The sequence below is a fragment of the Streptomyces sp. NPDC037301 genome (genome assembly GCF_055602785.1).
On sequence record NZ_JBVJWD010000023.1, the window covers coordinates 80,369 to 97,483 of the forward strand.

The window sequence follows — 17,115 nt, forward strand, 5'->3', positions numbered from 1 at the left end:
ACGCATCGCTTGATTGAGCAGACGACAAACCATATAGGAAATCTTGTCGAAGTCATTGACAGGACGCGTCCATGCCACTGCACTTCTGCCCAGACGCCGCCTCAGGGCCGTCGGACGCCCCGTACCTGGTACCGCCTGCCCAGAAGGAGCCGCACGCCCATGTCCCGTCGTACACCTTCCCAGCCCCCCGCCGAAAACGAGGGCGGCATGTCACGTCGCGGCGTACTGCGCACGGCGGCATCGCTGGGTGCGCTTCTCGCGCTGTCCTCGCTGCCGGAGTTCACCACGAACGCTGCCGCTGTGACGCGGCCGGCAACGCTGTCGCTGGTGCCGAAGCGCGACGCGATGATGCTCTGGTACACCAATCCGGGCGCGGAGAACAGGATCATCGAAGAGGGGCTGCCGGTCGGGAACGGCCGGCTGGGTGCTCTCGTCACCGGCGACCCGTCCCGTGATGTGATGGTCCTGGCGGATGCGACGCTGTGGACCGGCCATGCCAACGCCGCACTCCAGTCGGACGGGCAGTTCCCTTACGACACGGGGGACTTCGGTACGTTCGGGATGCTGGCCAAGGCCTTTCTCGAGATTCCGGCACACACGGTCGGCGCCGTCAACGGCTACCGCCGCACGCTGGACATGAGCAACGGCCTGGTGACCGCTTCCTACCGGCTCGGCGGTGTGACGTACCGGCGTGAGGTGTTCTCCAGCCATCCGGACGACGTGATCGTTGTGCGGCTGTCGCAGAGCGGCGGCGGCTCCTACACCGGGTCCATGACACTGTCGGGGACCCGCGGCGAGACGGTGACGGTGGATGCGGGTGCCGCGGAGGCGTCGTTCTCGGCGGCGCTGCCGAACGGCCTGAGGTACGCGACGGTCGTGAAGGCTGCCGGCAAGGACGGCACCGTCTCGGCGGCCGGTACGGAGGTGACGTTCAGCAACTGCACCGAGGTGCTGCTGATCATTTCGGGTGGCACCAACTACAAGGCCGACGCGTCCCAGTTGTACAAGGACACCTCGCTCGTGCCCCTGGACACGGCACGGGCCAAGGCGTCGGCGGCGGCGGTCGCCGGTACGGCGTTGCTGGCCACGCATGTATCCGATTTTCGGCGCCTCCAACAGCACATGACGGTGAACCTGGGCACGTCGTCCGCCGCGCAGCGAGCGATGGACACGCCCGCTCGGCTTGCTGCCCGTGCGGCGGCCGGTTCCGCACCGGACCCGGAGCTGGAGGCGGCCTACCTGCAGTTCGGCCGCTATCTGACGATCTGCGGCTCCCGCAGCAGTCTTCCCACCAACCTTCAGGGCTTGTGGATCGACAGCAACACTCCGTCCTGGATGAGCGACTACCACAGCGACATCAACGTCCAGATGAACTACTGGCTGCCGGACCGGGCGGGCCTGCCCGAATGCTTCGAGGCGTTCACCGACTACTGCGTTGCTCAGCTGCCCGGCTGGCAGGCCACGACCAAGAGCCTCTTCCAGGACCCCCGCAACCGGTTCCGCAACACCTCCGGCAAGGTGGCCGGCTGGACCCTGGCGATTTCCACGAATATCTGGGGCGGAAACGGCTGGTGGTGGCACCCGGCCGGCAACGCGTGGATATGCAACTCCCTCTACGAGCACTACGAGTACACCCAGGACACGGCCCACCTGGCCAAGATCTACCCCCTACTCAAGGGCGCCTGTGAGTTCTGGGAGTCGCGATTGATCACCATGACCGTGTCCGACCCCACGAGGGGCGGCACGCGACAGGTCCTCGTCGACGACCACGACTGGTCTCCCGAGCACGGACCCCAGAACGCCCGGGGCATCACCTACGCCCAGGAGCTGGTCCGGCAGCTGTTCCAGAACTACCGGTCCACCGCGGCTGCGCTGGGCAAGGACTCCGCCTATGCCTCCACCGTCTCCGCGCTTCAGGACCGGCTGTACATGCCCGAGGTCAGCGCCACCAGCGGCTGGCTCGAGGAGTGGATGAGTGACGACAACCTCGGCGAGACCACCCATCGCCACCTGTCACCGCTCATCGGCCTCTTCCCCGGTGACCGCATCGCCGTCGAGCACTCACCGACGGCCCTCGTCTCGGGCGCCACCAAGCTGCTCGAGGCACGCGGCATGGCCAGCTTCGGCTGGGGCAGTGCATGGCGGGCCACGTGCTGGGCGAAGCTGAAGAATCCGGACAAGGCATACCAGCTCGTCCTCGACGTGCTGAAGCCGTCGGTGAACTTCAGCCACGGCAGCGCGATCAACATGTTCAACATGTACAGCTTCGGCAGCAGTTCGGTCTTCCAGATCGATGGAAACTACGGCACTCCGGTGGCAATGATCCAGATGCTGGTGCAGTCCCGTCCCGGACGGGTGGAGCTGCTGCCGGCCCTGCCGCGGGCCTGGGCCGCCGCCGGGTCCGTCACGGGAATCGGGGTGCGCGGCGGCTTCACGCTCGACATGAAGTGGAAGAACGGCCAGGTCACCCGCGCGACGCTGCGGGGGGCCGCGGGCAGGTCCACCGTGGTCGTCTTCGGCGACTGGAGCAGCCGGATCACGATACCCTCCGCCGGATCCGTGGCGGTCGTGCCGCCTGCCCAGCACACCGTCTTCCAACTGGTCAACCGCAAGACGGGCAAGGCAGTCGACGTCCCGGGTGCCTCCACCGCCAAGGGCACCGGCCTGATCCAATACACCCGCAACTCGGCCGTGAACCAGCAGTTCCGGTTCATCCCCGTCGGCGAGGGCCTGTACGAGATCAACACCGTCCACGGCAGCACGCCCCTGGTCTGGTCCGTCTCTGACGGCGCCACAGCCGCCGGCGCAAAGATCGTCCAATGGACGCCCGAACACGGCACCAGTCAGCAGTGGAAGATCACCGAAGCCGGCGACGGCTGTGTCACCGTCACCTGCTCCCGCAGCGGCCTGGTTCTCGGCGTCACCGGGGATTCCACGGCCGACGGCACGACGGTCGAGCAACAGGCGGCCAATGGGGGAAAGGGACAGCAGTGGCGCCGTATCGGCAGGTGACCCGCAGGGAACAGGGCTGGTGACCACCGATCGCCACGGGATGGTCACGGCTCTTGAGGTCGAAGAACGTGGTGTTGATGTCGGTCGGCGAGACGCCGAACGCGTTGAAGCAGCGGGCCGCGAGAGGCGACAGCAGGTTGTTCTGCTTCTACTGATCCCATTCAGCGGATTGAAGGCATGCCTCCGGCCACCAATGCGCGTCCCACCGACAGCAGCGACACTCTGGACACGAACCGCACCTGGTTCCACACCACGTCCACAGGGCGACCGCGTTCGGCCCAGGAGATCGTCGACAACCTCCACAAGGCCAATGCCGGCAACTCCCTCTTCCTGCTGAACGTCGGTCCCGACCTCAGCGGTCGGATACCCCAGACCTACGTCGACCGGCTGACGGAGATCGGCAGACTGCAGTAGCCGATGCCGCCGGGGACTCCCTCTGTGCTCAATGCCCGGGAGAGCCGTCGGCCGTGGGCTTGGAGTCCGCAACTCCGGGCCCACGGCGCATTGCCAGGCGTACGGCCGAGGTAACGGCTGAGGGCGCCTCGGCCCGCGGTATGCGGCCGGTTCAGGCGGGCAGGCTCCAAAAAGCGGTCGTCGCAAGGGCAATCCGGTGAGGAGTTCGACGTCAACGTGTCCGTCCGGTGAGACAAGGCCGTCCTGGTTACCGGTCTCGCACCATCCGGCCTGCCGGAGCAGGTCGCCCCCGCCTGGTTTCAGGCCGGACGGGGGCGCCTTTGTCGTACGCGGAGGTCACAGAACTCACTGAGCTACGGAGATCACGGAGCGAGGAGGTGGCCTGCGGCAACCGCCGAGGCCACCGTCCCTCCGGCCACCACCGCCGAGGCCGCGAACAGCGGAACCCTCGGCGTCCACGTCCGCAGCGTCCGGGAGCGGGAGACACGGTCCAGCAGCGCGTCCCGGCCGCGCAGCACGATCAGGCCGACGCCGGTGAGCGTCAGCGCCATGCCGAGGCCGAAGGCCGCGACCATCGCGAGGGCGATACCCACCTTGTCGGTCAGCAGGCCGGTGAGCAGGACGAGGAAGGCGGACGGCGAGGGCAGCAGGCCGCCCGACGCGCCGAGAAGCACGAGGCCTCGCCAGGTGAGGAGGGACGGGGCATCCGGGATGTGATGGCTGTGCCCGTCATCGTGCCCGTGGTCATGCCCGTGGTCATGCCCGTGATCGTGATCAGGCCCGTGATGGGAATGGTGGTGCCTTCGGTGGCGCAGATGCCGCCGCAGCAGGCTCACCCCCACCCCGACCACCACCAGCGCCGCGATCAGCTGGAGCCACCCCGTCAGCGCCGCGATGTCCGGCGTGCTGTTCGCCGCCAGCCACCAGCCGACCGCCAGGGCGGCGACCGACAACGTGTGCATCACGGCGACGATCCCGCCCAGCCACACCGCGTCGCGCGGCCTGCCCCTGGCGCCCACCAGATACCCGGCGGCCAGCGACTTCCCGTGCCCCGGCGCGCAGGCGTGGAGCGCACCCACGGCCGCGGCCACGAGCAGAGCCAGCGGGAGGGCCGCGCCGTGGTCCAGCAGTGAGGTCAGGTCGGTTGTCCAGGCCCCCCACCCCGAAGCGGCCGGTGAGGCCGCGGCGGTCCCCGCAGCCACCGGTTTCAGGGTCAGCGTCCGCGTCGGCTCCTGTGCCGTGTGCAGCCCGCCGGAGCCCGTGTCCGTCACCGACAGTGTCCGGTACGCCGGATCGACGTCTGTCAGCGCCGTGACAGTCAGTTCTATGCGGTCCACCGGCCGCGGGCAGACGAAGTGGAGCTTCACTCCGTCCGCCCGGTCCACACGGCACGGGCGGCCGTCCTGTCGTACGACGATGTGCGAGCGCAGATAGCCCGCCTCGTCACCGCCGGACTCGTTCTTCAGGATGGCGATGTCGTCGCGCTGCGCGGACCAGGTCGCGTCGACGGCGGTGCCCGCCGCCTCGATCTTCACGACGGGAGGGGTTCCGAAGGGGTGCGCCTGCGCCGTCCCCGCGCTGCCCAGGAGCAGCGCGAGGACGGCAGCCAGCAGGAGCAGCACCCCGTTGCGAGGTGATCGCACGGTGGTGCTTCCCCTCTACTTCCGGCGTGCGGCGAGAGCGTGGACTGTGCCGTCGTCCGTGAGGGCGAAGACCCAGTCACCGCTCACGGAGAGGGCCGAGGCCACTCCCGCGCCGAGGTTGTACGAGGCGACCTGCGTCCCGCTTGCCCGGTCCAGGACGAGCAGGCGACCGTCCCACGTCCCGACATACACATGGGACTTCGTCACCAGCGGGTGCATCGTCGGCGAACCGGCACCGGCCGAACAGCCCATGGCGACCCGCCACTTGTCGTCCAGCGGGCTCTCCCCCGCCAGATAGCCGGACTTGGCCTCCCACACCGGCTTCGACGGATCGGTCGCGCTCGTGTCGTAGGCGCGTACGACACCGTCCCGGCCCGCGACATAGGCGATGTCGCCCCACACGGCCGGGCTGGTGAGCGGAGCGCGCCCCGGCTCGCAGGTGCTGCCGCCGCCCAGCTTGGACTCCCAGGTCACCGCGCCCGTCTTCGGGTCGTGCCCGCGAACGCCGTACGTCGTGAACGTCACCAGCTTCGCCTCGCCCGTGGCCGGGTCGGTCAGGACGGGCGAGGAGTGGCTGTCGATGTCGCCCGCGGTGTCCTTCACCCACAGCTGGGTGCAGGTCGCGAGGTCCATGGCGATGACGGTGTTGCTCGACATGGAGTGCAGGTAGGCGGTGTTGGAGCCGGGCTCGCGGATCACCGTGCTGTGTGCCTGTCCCCAGGAGAACGCGGCATCGAAACCACCGGGCAGCACGCCGCCGGTCTTGGCGTCACGGCAGCGGACCGTGTAGGCGTCCTGGTAGACGGCGACGGAGCGGCGCTCCGCGCCCGCCAGCGCGAAGACGCTGACAGGTCCGCCCGCGCGGCCGTAGCGGCGCACGGTGTCCCCGTGGGTCTCCTCTCGGTCGATCGACTGCCAGACGATCCGGCCGCTCGCCGCGTCGAGCGCGTAGATCCGGCCGACGCCGGTGGTCAGATAGACCATGCCGCCGTGGAGCGTCGGCGCCGACTCGGCATCGCCGTCCAGGTACGTACGCCACAGCTCACGCCCGGAGGCGATGTCGTACGCGAGCATCATGCTGTACGGCGAGTCGAAGGCGCGGGACGAGACGATGAGCTTGCCGTCCGCGACCACCGAGCCGTTGAGGTTGAACTGCTCGCCGGTGTGGCGGGCCCACCTGAGGTCGAGCTTCGCGCCGGGCTCGTCGCCGCTCGCGGACCGCCCGGCCTCGTCGCCGCCCTGCCGCAGCCATTCCTGCCCGGTCCTGGGCTTCGCGAGCTCGGAGTCGCGCACGATCTCGAAGGTGTTCTTCATGGCGGGGAACCGCTTGCCCCGGGTGTCGTACGCGACCGACTCGACGGTGTACGTGCCGGGCCGCAGCCCGTGCAGTGTGCCGCTCGCCCGTGTCCAGGCGCCGCGTGTGTCGGGGCAGGGCTCCGGCGTGCCGCCGGGCGGGGTGTAGCAGTTCTCGATGCCGGGGCGGGACGCCCCCTTGCCGAAGCGCACGTCCTGACGCTTCACCAGGTGCCCCCGGCTGTCGCGGACGGTCAGCACCGCCTTGGCGGGCGTGCGGCCGTCGTCCTCCGCGTAGACCTCGACGGGCACTGCGGCCTTGGCGCCGTGCACGCTGCCCTGCGCGGGGCTGACCAGCGCGACGTCGTCGTCGATGTCGAACTGCCGGTGGATGCCGGTCACATGGCCGGTGTCCTCGTTGCGGGGCGTGCGCGGATCGTCCGTGATCGCGCTGAAGTCGAGCACCTTGTAGTCGGGGTGAGCGCCGTCGATGCCGTACGTGCCCTGGTTGTTGATCTCGACGGACCGTTTGAAGGCGCCACGCCGGAACTCGGCCTGCTGGTTGTGACCGGCAGCGACCATCCGTACGTCGTACTTGGCGAGCTCGTCGATCGTCGGCTGCATGCCGGCGCCCGGGCCCCACTGGGTGAACAGAGAGCGGTGGGCGAAGACGAACACCTGCTTGCCGACCGCGTGCCGGGCGAGGTCCCGGCGCAGCCACTCGAGCTGCGGCTTCAGCCCGCTCGCGTCGTAGTTGTCCTCGAGGACGACGATGTGGCGACCGTCGCGGTCGAAGCTGTACCACTCGGGGGCGAGGTTGCGGCGGTAGTACTCCATGCTGCCGGCGTATCCCTGGGAGGTCGCCGTGCCGCCGAAGTCGTGGTTGCCCATCACCGGATAGAAGGGGTGACCGAGCCGCCCCTCCTCGAGGCCCTTGCTGAACAGGTCGTACCCGCGCTGGCGGCGCGGCTCTTCCGCGTAGTCCGTCACGGTCAGGTCACCGGTCGCGATCTGCATCGTCGCGCCGTCGACTTCGGACATCGCCTGGACCTGGCCGGTCCACTGGGGCAGGGCGCTCCGGGCCTGGGCGTCGGAGGTGTTGCTCACCTCGGGGTCGGAGTTCATGACCCACTTCTCGGTGGGGTTCGAGGCGTTGCGGTCGGGTACGAGCGCGAAGTCGACGTCCCTGCCGCCGGTCTCGGGAACCTTGTGGAAGAACTGCGGGATGTAGTCCTTGCGCAGCGCCGGCGTGTATCCGTCGGGCGAGACGATGCTGACAAGGTCGGTCTCGCGCCGCTTCGGGTCGATCTGCAGGCTGTACGAGCCGTCCGCGCCGGTCGTGGTCCACACGGCGCCGTCGGTGACGTCGATGCCGGGCATGGGCTGCTCGCCCTTGTCGCGCTCGCCGTTGCCGTTGCGGTCCTTGAAGACGGTGCCCTCGACGGTGACGGTGTCGACCGGATCCGCGCTGTCGTCGGCGAAGGCCGCCTGAGGCGCGAGGAAGGACAGCGCGACCGCTCCGGCGGTCGCCAGCTGCCAGCGCCGCCGGGTACGGCCCAGTCCGCGGACGAGGAACGGCAGTCGGTAGACGACGAGCAGCAGTACGACACCGGCGGCCGTGACGAGCGCGACGGTCAGCCAGGGGAACGACGGCAGGGCGTGTGCGCCGTGGACGTCGACGAGCGGGGTGGCTGCGGAGGCGTCGACCGCCGTGCCGTCGAACTCGACGACGACCTGGGTCAGTCCGCCCTTGTCGATGAGCGGGCTCAGGTCGAGCGCGTCGACGTGGCAGCTCCACGCCAGCTCGATGACGACGCCGCCGGGCACGCCACCGTTGTCACCGGGCACGCCCGAGCCGGTGGCCGGGCAGGGGGCCGAGAGCAGCCCGGCCGCCCACGCACCGGCCTGCTCGGGAGCCACGACGGCGTTGTGCACGATGAGGCGGCCGCTGGTGACGTTGTCACCGGGCGCGACCACGAGTTCCGCATGCTCGCGCGTGACATGCGCGGACGCGGCCTGGGCGCCGATGCCCAGCACGAGAAACAGCAGCGCGAGGGCGAGCCCGGCTGCTCTGCATATGTGTTTCATAAAGCGGACGTTAATGATCCGCTGTTCGGTTACCGGTCGGTCCTGAGCGACTTCACGGAGCCGCCCGGAAGTGTTCAGCGTCCCGTTCACGACTGTTGGGTCACGCGGGGCGCTTGAGCCCGACGGAGCCGGGTACCCATCCAACGGCGACTCGTTCAAGGGCGCCTACTTCCGTGGCCTCGGCATCCTCAACAAGGAACTGCCGGACCGTCCGTACAGCGCTCACCTGGGCCGTCAGGCCGCCACCTTGTACGAGAACCAGCGAAGCGCCCGGCGCTACGTAATAACGACCAGCCTCAGACTCAAACACCCGACCGCATGCGAGCAGACGCGGGTTCGACCACGAAGCGTTGGGTGGGGCCGACCGGATTCGAACCGGCGTCTTCCTACATGCCGTGAAGGCGCGACGACCACCGCGCTACAGCCCCACCCTGCTCGTGTTCCCAGAAGCCATCTGCGCTCCGTGCTTCCGGATTATCCGAGGGGGTGTCATCTGACCAGCTGCTTGGCGCGCCAGGCGCAGACCGGCATGGCGCTGAGGATTGGCGGCTGGCGCCTGTGCGCTCAGCGCGCGAGTGAGCAGGGCAACATATGGCGGCTCCGGGTCCCACGTCTTCTGTGCCCGGAGTCCTGCTGGTGGTCTGCACGCCGCGGCCCGGGCCCCTCTGAATGGGCCGAGCGGGAAATGCCGGGCCCCGGAGTGGATGGATGCTGTTGGTTAATCCGGGGCCTGGCGTGACGTCGGCCTTCAAGACCCGGTTGTGGTCTTGAAGGCCGATGTTGTCGTATGGGGTGGGTGCGGATGTCGATGCAGCCGAAGGGTCCGGGCGAGGTTCCGGCAGAGACGGTGCGGGTGGCACGGGCCGCGTTCCCGAAGGGGAGTTTTGCGATCCGGGTCCGGGACGAGCTGGGGCCGATGTTCACGGACGAGGAGTTCGCGGACTTGTTCCCGGTGCGGGGGAAACTCGCCTGGTCGCCGGGGCGGCTGGCCCTGGTGCTGGTGCTGCAGTTCGTCGAGGGGCTGACCGACCGGCAGGCCGCGGAAGCGGTGCGGGCACGGATCGACTTCAAGTACGCCCTCGGCCTGTCGCTGGATGATCCGGGGTTCGACTTCTCGGTGCTGTCGGAGTTCCGGGACCGCTTGGTGGAGGCTGACGCCGGGCGTCGGGTGCTGGACGGCATCCTGATCGCGGCCCGGGAGAAGGGCCTGCTCAAGACAGCGGGCCGGGCCCGCACCGATGCCACGCATGTGCTGTCCTCGGCACGTGAGCTGTCCTGGCTGGAGATGATCGCCGAGACCCTGCGATCGGCGCTCAACGCGCTCGCCCAGGCCGCCCCCGGCTGGCTGTCGGACATCGCGGAGCCAGAGTGGTTCAAGCACTACGCCACCAGGGCCGAGGACTCCCGGTTCCCCAAGGCCCGCGCCAGACGCGACGAGGTGGGGCTGCGGATCGGCCGCGACGGGATGCGCCTGATTGAGGCGGTCTTCGCCACGGACACACCGGCCGGCCTGCGCACCCTCCCGGAGGTGGAGACCTTGCGGCAGATGTGGGTCCAGCACTTCCACCTGGCCGAGGGCGAGGTGAGGCGGCGGGACCCAAAAGACCGCCCGCCGGGCGCGACGCGCCTGGTCACCCCCTATGACACCGAGGCCCGCGGCAGCGTCAAACGCGACACCCTGTGGGACGGATACAAGGTCCACCTGACCGAGACCTGCGAGCCGGACACGCCGAATTTGATCACGAACATGGCCACCACCGTCGCCACCGTCCACGACAGCGTGACGGTCCCCGAAATCCATGACGCGCTGGCCGCACGGGACTGCCTGCCCGGTGAACACTGGGTCGACGCCGGATACCCCACCGCCGGCCAGGTCGTCGCCGCCCGCCGGGACCACGGGATCGTTCTGCACGGGCCGATGGCCCCCAACACCGCCGCTTCGGCCGGCGGCCCCTTCGGACAGGACGCGTTCACCATCGACTGGGACCGCGAGCAGGTGACCTGCCCGAACGGGACCACCAGTACCCAGTGGCACCACCGGCACTCACAACAGGGACTGCCTGTCATCCGGGTCCGCTTCAGCCCCGCCGACTGCCGTGACTGCCCCACCTGCGCGCATGCGTGAACTCACCCAAAGCCGAACGCCGCGAGCTCAACCTGCGGCACCGGGACGAACACGAAGTCGTCCAGGCGGCCCGAGCCGAGCAGCAAACCGATGCCTGGAAAGACCGCTACAAGATCCGGGCCGGAGTCGAGGGCACCATCTCCCAAGGCGTCCAGCGCTGCGGCCTGCGCAGATCCCGCTACCGCGGCCTCGCGAAGACCAGCCTCCAGCACCAGCTCACCGGCGCCGCGATCAACCTCGCCCGCATCGACGCCCACCTCACCGACACACCACGAGCCCGCACCCGCACCAGCCACTTCGCAGCACTTCGCCCCGCCGACCAAACGATCGACGGGGCGAAGAAGGCGTAGGACCCCGGATTAACCAACAGCATCTGGATGCTCCGGGGCCCGGCGGTGCCTGTCGCCGGATCAGGCCGCGGTGATGTTCTCCGCCTGCGGGCCCTTCTGGCCCTGTGTGATGTCGAAGGTGACGGCCTGGCCTTCCTGGAGCTCACGGAAGCCTGTGGAGTTGATGTTGGAGTAGTGCGCGAAGACGTCGGGGCCGCCGCCGTCCTGAGCGATGAAGCCGAAGCCCTTTTCCGAGTTGAACCACTTGACGGTTCCGCTGGCCATGCCGGTGCCTCTCAGTCGATAGTCGGATCCGCACCGCGCGGACCCGGAGGTGATCGCCCTGGTTCTCAGGCACTGCACAGCAAAGTGCCCGCGCCGGAGCGCGGGCAGGTACTGCGAACCACGACATCTGCCGGTGACACTACATGGCGAGACCGCCCATCACCAGAGAGCAATGAGTCATCAGCGATCCTGAGTTCAGAATGTCCGCCGCCGGTCACGAAGTAGTCCGGGCCCTGCCCGTGCGCACATGAAAGTCGCGCGGCAGGAACGGGCTTACTCCGAGCGGAGGTGCTTCTGGCGCCAAGGGCGTGTCGCCCCCTGCTCTACGATGCGGCCGGGTCGTGGAGTGATGCGTCGGCCGACCCCTGACAGAAGCCGGTGAACCGCACTTTCAGGCCCTCTCGCTGTGGGGAGCAGCAGAAGGGGCCGGCTGATGCTGGTGCCTCGGGTGGGAGTGGAGCGAGCCGGATCATGCGCCATGGGTCGTGGTCGCGGCGGGCGCGGATCGTCACGGCGTCGCCGTCACGGCTGGCCCGGACGGTGATGTATGGAGCTGTCGCTGACAGCGTCCAGGGGAGGGTTGAGCCAGGTCGCGTCGTCCCAGCCAATGGTGTGCTGGTTGCTCATGTGTCTGCTCCGTTGTGCGGGCGAGGCGGTCAGCCAGTGTTCTGGGGCGGTGAGGAGCACCGGCACCGCCGTCAGGTGTGGCACCGGTCAGGCGTCTGAGGGGCAGGGTGGTCAGGCGTCCGGCCGCGCGTCCGCCTGCCCGCCAGGGCCGCTGCCTCCGCTGGTGATACGGATGATGGCCTCGATGGTGAGGGCGCGTTCGTGGGGTTCGGTATCGAGGGCACGGTGAATGGACAGTCCTTCGATGAGGGCGTCGAGCTGACGGGCCGTGGCCGGGTCGAAGTGCCGTTCCGGGGCGCGGCGGCTGCGACGCATCCATTCCCGGGTCAGTTCCCGGTAGGTGGGCTTGCGTGCCGCGAGGGTGTACAGCTCGTGGGTGAGGACGAGTTCAGGCCTTGGCCCCGGATCCTGGACACCTGAGACGTGGATCTTGAGAATCTGAGAACGGACATGTCGTGGCAGCCGACCGGCGGCCCGCCGGACGGCCGACGCGGAGCTCGCCGCCCGGATACGCTGGATTCGCCAGGACCCGGACGGCACTACGGCGTCCCGAGGATCACCGCCGAAGTGCGCGAGTACGGCAAGCGCGTCAACCACAAGAAGACTGCCCGGGCCATGCGCCAGGTCGGCCTGGCCGGTCTGCGGCTGCGGCGCAGGCACCGCACCACCGTCGCGGACCGGCCACCCATGCCTTTCACGGCACCGTTACCGTTGCCGCGATTCGGCTCTGGCTCCGCTCGTAACCCGTAGGACAGCCCTCAGGCCCTCGGCTGGGTGAAGCGGATGCTGTTGCCGAAGGGGTCGCGAAGGCCGCAGTCGGTTCCGTACGGACGATCGGTGGGCTCCTCGGTGAACTCGACGCCCCGGCCCAGCAGCGTCTCGTACGTCTTGCGGCAGTCGTCCGTGCTGAAGATGAGCGAGCCACCCATCACTCCCTTTGTCACCAGCTCGCGGACCTGCTGCGCCGTCTCCTCGGACATCGCCGGAGCGCCCGGCCTCTCCAGCAGGATCTGGCGCTCCGGGTGCCCCGGGACGCTGACGGTCAGCCAGCGCATGAAGCCCAGATCGACATCGGCGTTGACCTCCAGACCAAGTTTTCCGACGTAGAAGTCAAGGGCCTCGTCCTGGTCGAGGACGTAGATCTGCGAGTGCGTGATGGCGTTGAACATGTGCATCACGCTACCGGGCAAGCCGGACGAAAACTTATCCAAAACTGCTCAATAGACGGATGGTACGGGCAGTGCGGACGCTCAGGCGCTCGGCCGCATCCACGCCATCGTGAAGCATGTCGGTACGCTCGTGGCCGCCGCTTCCTTGCGGTACGTCCTCGGTGACCGGCCGACGATGTCGCGGAAAGTGCGGCTGAAGGTTCCTGGACTGCCGAAGCCGACTTGGAAGCAGATGTCCGTCACACTCCGGTCGGTCTCCCGCAACAGGAACATCGCACGCTCGACACGGCGGCGCTGCAGGTAGCGGTGTGGCGTCTCGCCGAACGTGGCCCGGAAGGTGCGCGTGAAGTGCGCCTGGGACACATGGGCGATCCGGGCCAGGGCCGGGACGTCCAGCGGCTGCGCGTAGGCGCGGTCCATCGCATCCCGTGCCCGAAGCATGCGGCGGTTGGTCTCTTCTGCAGCGCGGCTCACGGCGCCATCACATCACGGCTCACCGCCGTCCGTGGCAGATCCAGCGACCCATCCGCCCCTACCACAAGGTGGCGCACCACGACGAACCGCGCGCAGCAGTACTGCCGAAGTACTGCAACTGCCTTTGTGCGAAGTTTCGTTGGGCTTGTCATTGGGGTGGGATGCGACGCCGGAGGATGCCCGGCGTTGGTCAGCGGGTCTGGCCGAGGTGCACGGCCGGTTCGTTCACCGATTCTCCCGGGCCGAGCCGCGGAAATCTGCGTTGGCGTATATACGAGGTTTGCTTGCGCCGCTGGAGCGCAATAACGGCTGGACTCTGACTGAGGCCGGTCAGGTGTGCAGCATGTACAGAATCGCGCACAGCACCTCCCGGTCCGGCAACGGCCTGCGGCCCGGATACCGGGAGCGCCGGTCGCGCTGCGCCAGCAGCGGCTCAAGGCGGTCCCACGGCTCATCCGACACGATCCACGGCGACGCCACACCGGACGGAGCGCTCGACTCCCCTGCCAGACATGACCATCATGGCCGATGCACCTCATGGTGTCAGCCGTTGTACGCCTCAACGCACGAGCTCGGGATCTTCTCCCTTGGGCAATTCGCGCATGCTTCGAAGCGGTGACAGGAGGTACGGGATAATGCTCGACGTCATGCCGGCGGCGCCGATCCACAATGTAGCTTTTGCTCCGAACGCAGAGCCCGAGGCTCCCCCCAAAAGCCCGCCGAGCGGAATACCGCCCCAGGACACGAATCGGGCTGTCGCGCTCATCCGGCCCAAGAGCCGATCTGGTGTGAGGGTCTGCTGGAAGCTGGATTGAGCCACAAAGCGGATGACTCCGCCCAGGGAAAGGGACGCGAGTCCGAGCGCAGCCACATACACGCTCCAACCCGGATGCGCCAACGGCATCAGGACTGTCAGCGGACAGGTGACAAGTGGCGCGAGCCAGATGACCGGACCCTGCCCGAGCCGCTTCGAGACGCTGGTTGCCGACAGCGCGCCCAGCAGGGCACCGCAGCCCATTCCCGAAAGAATGAGGCCGATACCGAAGGACTCGAGCTCTATCTCCCTCTCCAAGAAGACCAGCAACATGGTCTGATACATGACCAGGAAGAGGTTGAATATCGCATCCCCCAGGATGATTGCACGCAGGACAGGATGCTTGAGAACAAACTTCAACCCCTCTTTGATGTCTCGAAACAGTTGAGGGCGCTCACTCGACTCCGGCTTCTGTTCGCGTTTGCGGATACCAGTCGCGAGCAAACCTGACATCGCCATCCCGACCGAACTCACCAAAAGCGTTACAGGGGCTCCGAGCCAGCCGACAAGCGGCCCTGCCATCCCTGGTCCGCTGATACTGGTTACCGAGCGTATCGCCGAGAGTTTTGAGTTTCCTTCAATGAGATTGCCGCGTCCCACCAGGTGCGGCAGATAACTCACGTACGCGACATCGAAGAAGACTGTCAGCACTCCATGAACCAACGCGACTGCGTAGAGCCACCAGATCGTCAGAAGCTCCGAACACCACGCCACAGGTATCGTCAAGAGGGCCACCGCCCTCGCGAGATCAGTGCTGATCATCACTGATCGCTTCCGCATGCGGTCCACCCACGCGCCTGCCGGCAGCCCGACCAGGAGTGAGCCTGCCGTGGTCATCGCGGCCAGTAATCCAACGTGGAACTCGTCAGCATTCAATTCCACGATCGCAACCAGAGGCAACGCGAGAAAAATGATGCGATCGCCCAGCTGACCGAGCGCGGTGGCGGCAAACAGCCGCCCGAAGTCCGGATCGCGCAGGAGTCCGAGTCGGGAGGGTATCGACATTCGAGTTACCTACTGTCGGATTTGAAATTTTGGTCTACTGGCTTCAACGGCTACGGCTGGTCGACCACGAACTCGTAGGCCACTTCCCGGCGCACGTCCGGAATGACGATGTCGGCGGTTTCCACCGGACGTCCATCGGTGTCATAGATGGTCCGCTCGATCTGGAGCACCAGGTCCTCGACGCTGACCCCCAGCAGGTTCGCCTGTGCCTGGGTGGCACGAGCCGGGCGCGGCAGCTCGACCACGGTCTCGATGTCCACGCCGATGGAGCGCATGCGCTCAACCACCCCCTTTCCCGCGAGGGGGCCCGTCTCGGGCAGTACGATCGGCGTTCCGTCCGTGATGGCCATCGGCTCCCAGGATTCGGAGAGCTGGACGGGTTGCCCGTCGGCAAGGAACTCGTAGTGCGTGTTGACGCAGAGGTCTCCGGGGCTGATGGCGAGCCGCTCGGCGATTGCCTCAGGAGCGGGGACTCGTGTCTGGCTGTGCGAATCCCAGGCGCTGGCCTTGCCCCGCTCCTTCATACCGGCGAGGGAGGGGGAGCCGTCCCGGCGTTCGCGTTGCCGCGAGCGGACCATCCGCAGGCGCTCGCACGGCATGCGGACGTAGGTGCCCGAGCCCGCGCGTCCTTCGAGGAGGCCCTTGATGATCAAGCGATCCATGGCCCTCTGCGTGACGTTACGCCCGACCCCGTACTCCTCGGCGAGCTGCGCCCGGGACGGCAGGCGCTGCCCGATCTCCCACTCTCCCGCGAGAATCCGTGCGCGCAGCGCGTCGGCTACTGCAAGGTACGGCGCCTCTCGGGGCATTTGTGACCCTCCGGTTGCTCTGCTGCGCGGCAGCTGGTGATTCCAGGCGGTGTTGGCAAGCTACTGCACCAGGTGAAAGCTACTGGAGTAGAAATACGCTCGGTGCTCAAGCGGCTGCGGGGGTTCGAGTGAACCCAGTTGCTGCCGCTGCTCGACGCGATCCCGCCGGGTCGCGGCCGGGTCGGGCATCGCGGCGCCGCACGAGCGGCGCTTCCACTCCGGTTTCTGGTGAGCCCACGGCCTGCGGGTCTCTACGACTGGGCCCGCACGGAGCACCGCGCTGGCACGGGCCCGACCGAGCGCACCGGGTCCTGGCCCGCCGGAGCAGCACCCGCCCCCACGAGATCGCCTACTGCATCGCCTATGCCCGCGCCCCAGGCCAATGCCCCTTTTGACGCGCGCCGGGCGGCGTGCTCGTTGTCAATCGGTTGACCGGGAGATGGGCTGGGGGCGCTCCGCAGCCCAGGAGTCGAGGATGCGTAGGCCGTCGTGGGAGGGGGTGCCGGGTTCGGCGGTCCGGACGACGAGTTGCTGGTCGGGGTCGGTGGCGCAGGAGAGGGCGTCCCGGTCGAGGATCGAGCAAGCAGTAGGTGACGTTGACTCCCCACTCCACCGCCCGGGTCGGGTCGCTCGTGGTCGCGACGTACACGGCGACGACGTCCTCGCCGTCACCGAAGTACGCGGCCCACAGACACGCCAGCGCGTGAACACGCCGACGGACGCCAGGACGATCGCCGGATCGACGGGGGCGTCCGACATCGCTCTGCCGATGGTGAGCACGGTCTCCCCCAGCAATAAGAGGAGGAAGAGGCGGAGCCGTTCGAGCAGGTCGTCGGCGTCGAACGTGACGCGGCAGCACCGGAGCACCCTGCCCGGCAGTGGGCGGGGCCAGCCACACTCCGGTCAGGTCGACGACCGCGGCGGCGCCCCACCGCCACAGACACGACTGCGAACCGACCGCGTCTCCCGGCGGGCCCCCGCGGTGGCCTCGCTGACCGGCCGTGATCACCACTGACAACGGCTTTTGC

General features: G+C 68.1%; 12 protein-coding genes, 1 tRNA gene and 5 pseudogenes. 5 read left to right on the forward strand and 13 right to left on the reverse strand.

Going from position 1 to position 17,115, the window contains the following annotated elements; translation table 11 throughout:
• Window positions 1-159 precede the first annotated feature (159 nt).
• On the forward strand, window positions 160-3,012 hold the full coding sequence (locus ACZ7IB_RS30510; protein WP_470917011.1) for a glycosyl hydrolase family 95 catalytic domain-containing protein: 2,853 nt from the start codon (window positions 160-162) through the stop codon (window positions 3,010-3,012).
• 13 nt (window positions 3,013-3,025) lie between these two features.
• Here ACZ7IB_RS30510 and ACZ7IB_RS30515 read toward each other — a convergent pair.
• A pseudogene (locus ACZ7IB_RS30515) lies at window positions 3,026-3,184 on the reverse strand (sugar ABC transporter substrate-binding protein); the annotation flags it as partial.
• A gap of 5 nt (window positions 3,185-3,189) precedes the next feature.
• Here ACZ7IB_RS30515 and ACZ7IB_RS30520 point away from each other — a divergent pair.
• Entirely contained in the window at window positions 3,190-3,426 is a 237-nt protein-coding gene (locus ACZ7IB_RS30520; protein ID WP_470917012.1) for an alpha-L-fucosidase, read from the forward strand.
• A 362-nt stretch (window positions 3,427-3,788) separates the two neighbouring features.
• Here ACZ7IB_RS30520 and ACZ7IB_RS30525 read toward each other — a convergent pair whose 3' ends face one another.
• From ACZ7IB_RS30525 to ACZ7IB_RS30535, 3 genes are all read right to left on the reverse strand, one after another.
• Window positions 3,789-5,069 carry a hypothetical protein gene (locus ACZ7IB_RS30525; protein ID WP_470917013.1) on the reverse strand — a complete coding sequence of 427 codons (1,281 nt, stop codon included), beginning with the start codon at window positions 5,067-5,069 and terminating at the stop codon, window positions 3,789-3,791.
• A gap of 15 nt (window positions 5,070-5,084) precedes the next feature.
• Window positions 5,085-8,450: an outer membrane protein assembly factor BamB family protein gene (locus ACZ7IB_RS30530; RefSeq protein ID WP_470917014.1), complete on the reverse strand. Its 3,366-nt coding sequence runs from the start codon at window positions 8,448-8,450 to the stop codon at window positions 5,085-5,087.
• Window positions 8,451-8,805: 355 nt separating this feature from the next.
• Window positions 8,806-8,878: transfer RNA gene (locus tag ACZ7IB_RS30535), tRNA-Ala, on the reverse strand.
• Between the two features lie 374 nt (window positions 8,879-9,252).
• On the opposite strand from ACZ7IB_RS30535, the pseudogene ACZ7IB_RS30540 reads away from it, so the two are divergent.
• Window positions 9,253-10,925: pseudogene (locus ACZ7IB_RS30540) on the forward strand (IS1182 family transposase).
• A gap of 60 nt (window positions 10,926-10,985) precedes the next feature.
• On the opposite strand, the gene ACZ7IB_RS30545 reads toward ACZ7IB_RS30540, so the two are convergent.
• From ACZ7IB_RS30545 to ACZ7IB_RS30555, 3 genes are all read right to left on the reverse strand, one after another.
• Complete coding sequence (locus ACZ7IB_RS30545; protein WP_015613078.1) at window positions 10,986-11,189, reverse strand: cold-shock protein; 204 nt, start codon at window positions 11,187-11,189, stop codon at window positions 10,986-10,988.
• 323 nt (window positions 11,190-11,512) lie between these two features.
• Window positions 11,513-11,701 (reverse strand): DUF1349 domain-containing protein, encoded by a 189-nt coding sequence (locus ACZ7IB_RS30550; RefSeq protein ID WP_470917015.1) that lies wholly within the window; start codon window positions 11,699-11,701, stop codon window positions 11,513-11,515.
• Window positions 11,702-11,927: 226 nt separating this feature from the next.
• On the reverse strand, window positions 11,928-12,440 hold the full coding sequence (locus tag ACZ7IB_RS30555; protein ID WP_470917050.1) for a TetR/AcrR family transcriptional regulator: 513 nt from the start codon (window positions 12,438-12,440) through the stop codon (window positions 11,928-11,930).
• On the opposite strand from ACZ7IB_RS30555, the gene ACZ7IB_RS30560 reads away from it, so the two are divergent.
• A complete protein-coding gene (locus ACZ7IB_RS30560) occupies window positions 12,384-12,566 on the forward strand; it encodes a hypothetical protein (RefSeq protein WP_470917016.1) in 183 nt (60 codons plus the stop codon). The genes ACZ7IB_RS30555 and ACZ7IB_RS30560 overlap by 57 nt on opposite strands.
• An 8-nt stretch (window positions 12,567-12,574) precedes the next feature.
• Here the strand turns inward: ACZ7IB_RS30560 and ACZ7IB_RS30565 are convergent, their stop codons facing one another.
• The gene (locus ACZ7IB_RS30565; RefSeq protein ID WP_470917017.1) at window positions 12,575-12,985 is read right to left on the reverse strand and encodes a VOC family protein; all 411 of its coding nucleotides are present in this window, start codon (window positions 12,983-12,985) and stop codon (window positions 12,575-12,577) included.
• An 81-nt stretch (window positions 12,986-13,066) separates the two neighbouring features.
• The gene (locus ACZ7IB_RS30570) at window positions 13,067-13,459 is read right to left on the reverse strand and encodes a helix-turn-helix domain-containing protein (RefSeq protein ID WP_189280449.1); all 393 of its coding nucleotides are present in this window, start codon (window positions 13,457-13,459) and stop codon (window positions 13,067-13,069) included.
• A 151-nt stretch (window positions 13,460-13,610) separates the two neighbouring features.
• Between ACZ7IB_RS30570 and ACZ7IB_RS30575 the strand changes: the two are divergent.
• Window positions 13,611-13,794, forward strand: a pseudogene (locus tag ACZ7IB_RS30575) (IS701 family transposase); the annotation flags it as partial.
• Here the strand turns inward: ACZ7IB_RS30575 and ACZ7IB_RS30580 are convergent.
• The 4 genes and pseudogenes from ACZ7IB_RS30580 to ACZ7IB_RS30595 all read right to left on the reverse strand — a co-directional run.
• A pseudogene (locus ACZ7IB_RS30580) lies at window positions 13,793-13,969 on the reverse strand (transposase); the annotation flags it as partial. The pseudogenes ACZ7IB_RS30575 and ACZ7IB_RS30580 sit on opposite strands and share 2 nt — an antisense overlap.
• Before the next feature lie 49 nt (window positions 13,970-14,018).
• Complete coding sequence (locus ACZ7IB_RS30585) at window positions 14,019-15,278, reverse strand: MFS transporter (protein WP_470917018.1); 1,260 nt, start codon at window positions 15,276-15,278, stop codon at window positions 14,019-14,021.
• A 50-nt stretch (window positions 15,279-15,328) separates the two neighbouring features.
• The gene (locus tag ACZ7IB_RS30590; RefSeq protein WP_470917019.1) at window positions 15,329-16,087 is read right to left on the reverse strand and encodes a GntR family transcriptional regulator; all 759 of its coding nucleotides are present in this window, start codon (window positions 16,085-16,087) and stop codon (window positions 15,329-15,331) included.
• A gap of 420 nt (window positions 16,088-16,507) precedes the next feature.
• Window positions 16,508-16,660: pseudogene (locus tag ACZ7IB_RS30595) on the reverse strand (transcriptional regulator); the annotation flags it as partial.
• Window positions 16,661-17,115 lie beyond the last annotated feature (455 nt).

What these genes read in the sequence shown, in the direction of transcription:
- ACZ7IB_RS30565 (WP_470917017.1), bottom strand. Translation starts at nt 12,985, where the DNA reads ATGTTCAACGCCATCACGCACTCGCAGATCTACGTCCTCGACCAGGAC.
- ACZ7IB_RS30520 (WP_470917012.1), top strand. Translation starts at nt 3,190, where the DNA reads ATGCCTCCGGCCACCAATGCGCGTCCCACCGACAGCAGCGACACTCTG.
- ACZ7IB_RS30590 (WP_470917019.1), bottom strand. Translation starts at nt 16,087, where the DNA reads ATGCCCCGAGAGGCGCCGTACCTTGCAGTAGCCGACGCGCTGCGCGCA.
- ACZ7IB_RS30510 (WP_470917011.1), top strand. Translation starts at nt 160, where the DNA reads ATGTCCCGTCGTACACCTTCCCAGCCCCCCGCCGAAAACGAGGGCGGC.
- ACZ7IB_RS30545 (WP_015613078.1), bottom strand. Translation starts at nt 11,189, where the DNA reads ATGGCCAGCGGAACCGTCAAGTGGTTCAACTCGGAAAAGGGCTTCGGC.
- ACZ7IB_RS30585 (WP_470917018.1), bottom strand. Translation starts at nt 15,278, where the DNA reads ATGTCGATACCCTCCCGACTCGGACTCCTGCGCGATCCGGACTTCGGG.
- ACZ7IB_RS30530 (WP_470917014.1), bottom strand. Translation starts at nt 8,450, where the DNA reads ATGAAACACATATGCAGAGCAGCCGGGCTCGCCCTCGCGCTGCTGTTT.